Source organism: Streptomyces lushanensis, from assembly GCF_001700515.1.
GTDB classification, from domain to species: domain Bacteria; phylum Actinomycetota; class Actinomycetes; order Streptomycetales; family Streptomycetaceae; genus Streptomyces; species Streptomyces lushanensis.
Genome location: NZ_MAUD01000455.1, coordinates 1 through 4,976, shown reverse-complemented (window position 1 = coordinate 4,976; position 4,976 = coordinate 1). Strand labels below are relative to the sequence as shown.

The window sequence follows — 4,976 nt, the reverse complement described above, 5'->3', positions numbered from 1 at the left end:
CTCCGGTACCGCCACCTGGGACGCGGCGTCCAGCGGTGACAGCCCCTCGTCGCTCGACTCCCAGGTGGCGCGGCTGGTGGTGAGGCAGAGGGCCTGAAGTATCGGTACGTCGAGCGCGGCCAGGGCGCCCGCGTCCCACGCCTCGTCGTCACCGCCCGCCGAGGCCTCGGCGGGCCGGGTCCCGCCGGCGGCGAGCACGGTGGTGACGATGGCGTCGACACCGCTCAGCGCCTCCAGCAGGTCGGGCTCGGGCGCGCGCAGGGACGATACGTAGATGGGCTCGGCGCGGCCGTCGGCGGCCTCGATGGCCTCGCACAGGGTGTCCACGAAGGCGGTGTTGCCGCTCAGATGGTGGGCGCGGTAGTAGAGGACGGCGACGAGCGGCCGGTGCGCGGACGGGCTGTCCGCGCCGTCGGCGGTGTGCGCGGTGCCTGCGGTGCCTGCGGTGCCTGCGGTGCCTGCGGTGCCTGCGGTGCCTGCGGTGGCGAGGGTCTCCGTCCGGCGTTCGGCCCGGCCCCAGGTGGGTGCGGCGGCGGGCGGCTCGAAGCCGTGGCCGGTCAGCAGGACGGTGTCGGAGAGGAAGCGGGCGAGCTGCTCCAGATTGGCGGGACCGCCGTGGGCGAGATACGCGTGCGCCTCGGCGGCGATACCGATGGGGACGGTGGACGCCTCCATCAACTGGGCGTCCGGGGCCTGTTCGCCGGTGAGGACGACGACGGGCGGGCGGGCGGCAGCGGGCCGATCAGCCGTGGAACGCGCGGCGGCCGGACCGTCGCCGAGGAGAAGGTCGATCCCGTCCTGCCAGGCGCGCAGTCCGCCGAGGAGCCGTACGACGACGAGGTCGGCGCCCTCCAGCAGCGCGGGCAGCTCGTCGAGCGCGAGCCGGGCCGGGTTGGCGTACCGGTACGGGACCGGACCGCCCGCCGCACGGGCGCTGAGCAGATCGGTGTCGGACGTCGACAGGAGCAGGATCATGCGGCGTCTGCCTTCCTCGGGGTCCGCGCCCCGGGCGGTAGGGAGGACGGCGGGAGTTCCTGGCTCACCCGGCTGCCGCCGGGCTCACAGTGGCGGGACCGCGCCGGATTCTCACCGGGCTTCCTCCCCTGACGCCGTCGCTGGCGTTGACGGGCACCGGACCCGTCGTCTGCATAGTAGGACGAGATCAGTTACTCCGGCTCACATCGGCCCACTCCGTCTCACTATGAACAGCCCCACGTTTCGGGCTCTTCACTCCGGCTCACGCCGACTCACTCCGGCCCGCTCCGGGACGGATGCTCACGCACCGCTCACGCAATCCGTGGAGGATCCGGGCCCCTGACCAGCACATTCGCCATTGTCCCCTACCGCCTCTGCTGAGGGCAACGGCGGACGCAGAAGAACCCCGGCCGCGTGTGCGACCAGGGCTCTCTGGTTGTTCGGCTACGACGATCCTTCGCCGCACCGGAGGCACGGGATGGTGACGGGCCCGCTGCTGGTGGCCATCACGGTGGGTCCCGGACCCGGGCACTGGCGGCGCCGGGACCGGCGGCCCCTGATGGTGCGCCACAGCTGCTGGCTCACACGGGCCGCGGCTCGCTGCTGGTCACGCTCAGATGGGCTCATACCAGCACCATAGGGTCCATCGGGGTCAGTTCGGGCCTGACTTGCATTCCACGTCGCAGTCATTGTCCCCGCAGTTCGGCACGTGCTGGCATTCGGCGCCGGCCACGGCCGTCGGGCCGACCTGCCACAGCTCGGTGTCCACTTCGAAACCAGCCGCCGTGATGGCGGCCCGGCTGGACGCCAGAATTCCGGGGACCCGTGCGTGCCCGGGGTCCGGGGCCTGGGGGATGTGGTGGACGAAGTCCCGGCCGCCCAGCCTCGCGTTCAGCCTGGCGTACACGCGGGTGTGGAGGATGAGCGCGTGCCAGCCCTCATCGACCACGGGCGAGGGGGCCATGCGCTCACCAGGCGCACGCTCGGCGGCGGTGGCCACGAACCGCAATGCCTCCAGGACGATGCGCTTGGCGAGCGATTCGTCCATGCCGATGTTGGCGCGCAGGACGGTGGAAACGACGTCGGCGAACTCCGTTTCCGTCAGCAGCGCTCCGGCATCCCGTGTGGCGGGCGCCGGGGTAGTGATACTCATGAGTGCCTCCTGTTTCGGATGGGTGGTGCCCGCCGGGCGGCCGGAGTCCTGCCAGGGATGCGTCGGCCGCGCGGCGGGGGTCAGTGGGGGTGCGGCAACGGCGCCGGGGCGAGCACCGGCCGGACGGGCCGCGAGGGGCTGTCATCGCTCAGCAGGTCGTCCTCGGTGATCGGCGGCCCGTGCCACAGCAGCGTCACCCCGTGATCGGGGCAGTAGGCGCCGGACTCGTCCTCGATCGGAAATTCGTGCTGGCCCTTCGCACACAGCGTCATCGTGCCGGCTCCTCGGCATGGAGGTCCGCGCCGTAGCGGGTGAGGAGCCACTCACAGTCGAGCGCGCGGAGCCGGACCTGTACGTGCGCGGCCAACGTCCCTGTATCGAGGGGCTGCTCGGCCTCGGCGGAGATGCTGCTCAGGCGGGTGCTGAGGACGTACCACTCCCGGCTCCCGTGCCACATCTCATCAACCCGGGCCCGGGCAGTGGGAAGGAGTCGGGCGATGTGGACGGAGAGGTCTGCGGCGAGTTCCGCCAGTTCCTCGTGACCGCCCGCCGCGCACTCGGCCGCGCGGGCCCTGGCGATGGTGGCCTGAGTGTCTCCCCGGATTGGCGCTGTGGCATTCACTGCTACCGCTCTCCTACTACTCTGAGTCGCTCGTCAGTAACTGCGCCTACAACGGTAGGAAGCAGCCAGCGCCGTCTGAAGTGACCGCAGGTACGGGTAGCCACGCCGCGGCCGCGCCGAGTGGAGGCATCGTGCCGGCCAGACCTCCATCCGCCCTGACCGCCGGTCAGGGAACCGCACCGCGGCCCCGGGGCGGCATCGTCTCGGGCTATGTCTTCCGCGTCTTACGAGAGCAGCTCGGTCTCACCCAGGACTCCTTGGCCGAGGAGTTCCGGGTCTCGGCCGACACGATCGCCGGGTGGGAGTCAGGGCGCCGCGCGCTCACCGCTGTCCCGGTCGGGCAGATGCTCGTGTACCGACACCGCCTCATGCGCCTCGGGTCCGCCCCGGCCCTGCTCCTCTCCTTGGAGAGGGCGATGGAGGCGGACGTACTCCTGGCCAGCGCGTTGGACGAGGACGACCCGGGCGGAGACAGCCCCCTCGGTGCCTGGGTCATGCAGCGCCACTTGGTCGAGGTGCTCGCCTGGCCGCTCAACGGAGTAGCGCCCGCTCCCGTGAACGCACTCCCCACACCGCCCCGCCCGCGGCGCGGCCCAGTACCCGACGGCCCCGAGCTGCCGGCCACGGACAGGCGCCGGTTCTTCTCCCGGATGCGGCGCACGGCTGAGCAGGCGCGTGGACGGGACGAGTTCCTGCTGCGCCGCCAGGCGCTGTACCTGTCCGGCTACGACGACGAGGCAGACACAGCAGACTGGCTTGCCCACCAGCAGCGAACCGAGCGGCCGGACGACTGGCTGACCGCCTGGCTCAACTCCCGGTCGGTCGCGGCCGTGGCCGCACGGCAGGGCGACCGCGACCGCATGGAGCACTTCATCGGCAGCACCCTCACCGGTGACGACGCAGGCGAGGCCGCCAACCTGAACTACTGGGCCTACTGGATCGGAGAGGCCCCACACATTCAGCTCTCCGACGATTTCATTGGCGCACCAGTACCTGGCCCCTGGTCGGGCGACCGGCTGATGGAGCACCTGGTCCGCGGGCTCACCCCTCGCCACGGCTTCTTCGACCTCAACACTCACACGCTGTGGACGCTGCTGGCCGCCCGCCCCAATCTCCTGCGCGGAGGAACGCAGGCCGGGCGAGCCCTGCGCGACCGACTGCCCGTGCTGTTGGATGACCGGGAGCTGTCGGCGCGAGCGCGGCGGGAGCTCGACGGCATCCGATACGCGATCCGCCTGTCCGAGGCGTGAGAGGAATCGACAGTGGCTGATGACCTGTCGGCGGTGGCCCACTTCCTGTTCGAGGCCGGGACGCTCAAGCAAGCACGGCGCACGGGCTGGTGGATGGCAGGGGTCCGAGACCCGGAGAGCGTCGCCGAGCACTCATGGCGTACGTCTCTGATCGCAACGATCATCGCGAAGCTTGAGGGCGCCGACCCGGCACGCGCCGCGTTCCTCGCCGTATGGCACGACACCCAGGAGACCCGGACCGGGGACGTCAACTACCTGGGCAAGAAGTACTCCGCCGGCGCCGCGGACCCACGCGAAGTAACCGCTGACCAGACCGCGGGAATGCCCGACGCGCTGGCCTCCACCGTGCGAGACCTGGTCGCCGAGTACGAGGCGAAAGAATCTCCAGAGGCGATCTGCGCCAAGGACGCGGACAAGCTGGAGTGTCTCCTCCAGGGCATCGAATACAAGGCGCAGGGATACGGGAACGCCCAGCGTTGGATCGACAACAGCCGTGCACGGCTCGTCACCGAGACAGCGCAACGCCTGGCCGACGAACTCCTCGGCCAAGGATCGCTGGACTGGCTACGAACGGCCTTGGGAGAGAAACCGGCTTGATCCCGGACACACGAAGGCGCCCCGCCTCCCGGAGGAGAGCGGGGCGCTGTCATCGCCGCCAGGGCGTGAGGTCCAGGTCGGCCGGGGGCTTGGGTGGCGGTCCGGCCTGGGTGTCCGGCTCCACCCGCTGGGCCCACTTCAACAGGTCCATCACGAACGACGTGAGCAGCTTCCGCTGGACGCGCTCCGCCGTAAGGTCCTGCCGCAGCTCACCGGCAATGGTCGTGAAATCGCTGCGCCGGTTCGTGGCCCGGGACGACGCCGGGTCCGAGCTCATGGGCTTCCAGAAGCCCGTCGGGCTAAGTCGTCCAGCCGGGAGCCACCGGACCGGATCTCCACGACGGTGGGGCCGGCGGATCCGCCGGCCCCACCGTCGTGG

Annotated in this window: 7 protein-coding genes and 1 riboswitch; of the genes, 2 read left to right on the top strand and 5 right to left on the bottom strand. The window is 70.9% G+C overall.

The features are described from left to right. The 4 genes from BFF77_RS29365 to BFF77_RS29350 all read right to left on the bottom strand — a co-directional run. Positions 1–975: cobaltochelatase subunit CobN (locus tag BFF77_RS29365; protein ID WP_211280344.1), on the bottom strand; the 975-nt coding region annotated here is incomplete at its 3' end. A gap of 34 nt (positions 976–1,009) precedes the next feature. Then, positions 1,010–1,157: riboswitch (cobalamin riboswitch) on the bottom strand. Positions 1,158–1,627: 470 nt separating this feature from the next. Beyond that, the gene (locus tag BFF77_RS29360; RefSeq protein WP_066955915.1) at positions 1,628–2,128 is read right to left on the bottom strand and encodes a glycine-rich domain-containing protein; all 501 of its coding nucleotides are present in this window, start codon (positions 2,126–2,128) and stop codon (positions 1,628–1,630) included. 80 nt (positions 2,129–2,208) lie between these two features. Continuing rightward, entirely contained in the window at positions 2,209–2,400 is a 192-nt protein-coding gene (locus BFF77_RS29355) for a hypothetical protein (protein WP_066955913.1), read from the bottom strand. After that, positions 2,397–2,750, bottom strand: a complete 354-nt coding sequence (locus tag BFF77_RS29350; RefSeq protein WP_066955897.1) for a DUF6415 family natural product biosynthesis protein — start codon at positions 2,748–2,750, stop codon at positions 2,397–2,399. Before BFF77_RS29350 ends, BFF77_RS29355 begins: the two co-directional genes overlap by 4 nt. A 128-nt stretch (positions 2,751–2,878) precedes the next feature. Here BFF77_RS29350 and BFF77_RS29345 point away from each other — a divergent pair, with 128 nt between their 5' ends. Together BFF77_RS29345 and BFF77_RS29340 are read left to right on the top strand one after the other, a co-directional pair. Continuing rightward, positions 2,879–4,000 carry a helix-turn-helix domain-containing protein gene (locus tag BFF77_RS29345; RefSeq protein ID WP_066955917.1) on the top strand — a complete coding sequence of 374 codons (1,122 nt, stop codon included), beginning with the start codon at positions 2,879–2,881 and terminating at the stop codon, positions 3,998–4,000. Positions 4,001–4,012: 12 nt separating this feature from the next. After that, the gene (locus BFF77_RS29340; RefSeq protein ID WP_066955894.1) at positions 4,013–4,597 is read left to right on the top strand and encodes an HD domain-containing protein; all 585 of its coding nucleotides are present in this window, start codon (positions 4,013–4,015) and stop codon (positions 4,595–4,597) included. Positions 4,598–4,646: 49 nt separating this feature from the next. Here the strand turns inward: BFF77_RS29340 and BFF77_RS29335 are convergent, their stop codons facing one another. After that, positions 4,647–4,874, bottom strand: a complete 228-nt coding sequence (locus BFF77_RS29335) for a hypothetical protein (RefSeq protein ID WP_066955891.1) — start codon at positions 4,872–4,874, stop codon at positions 4,647–4,649. Positions 4,875–4,976 lie beyond the last annotated feature (102 nt).

Bases quoted from the DNA above. Each gene is read 5' to 3' on its own strand.
- BFF77_RS29360 (WP_066955915.1), bottom strand. From the start codon at position 2,128: ATGAGTATCACTACCCCGGCGCCCGCCACACGGGATGCCGGAGCGCTG.
- BFF77_RS29335 (WP_066955891.1), bottom strand. From the start codon at position 4,874: ATGAGCTCGGACCCGGCGTCGTCCCGGGCCACGAACCGGCGCAGCGAT.
- BFF77_RS29355 (WP_066955913.1), bottom strand. From the start codon at position 2,400: ATGACGCTGTGTGCGAAGGGCCAGCACGAATTTCCGATCGAGGACGAG.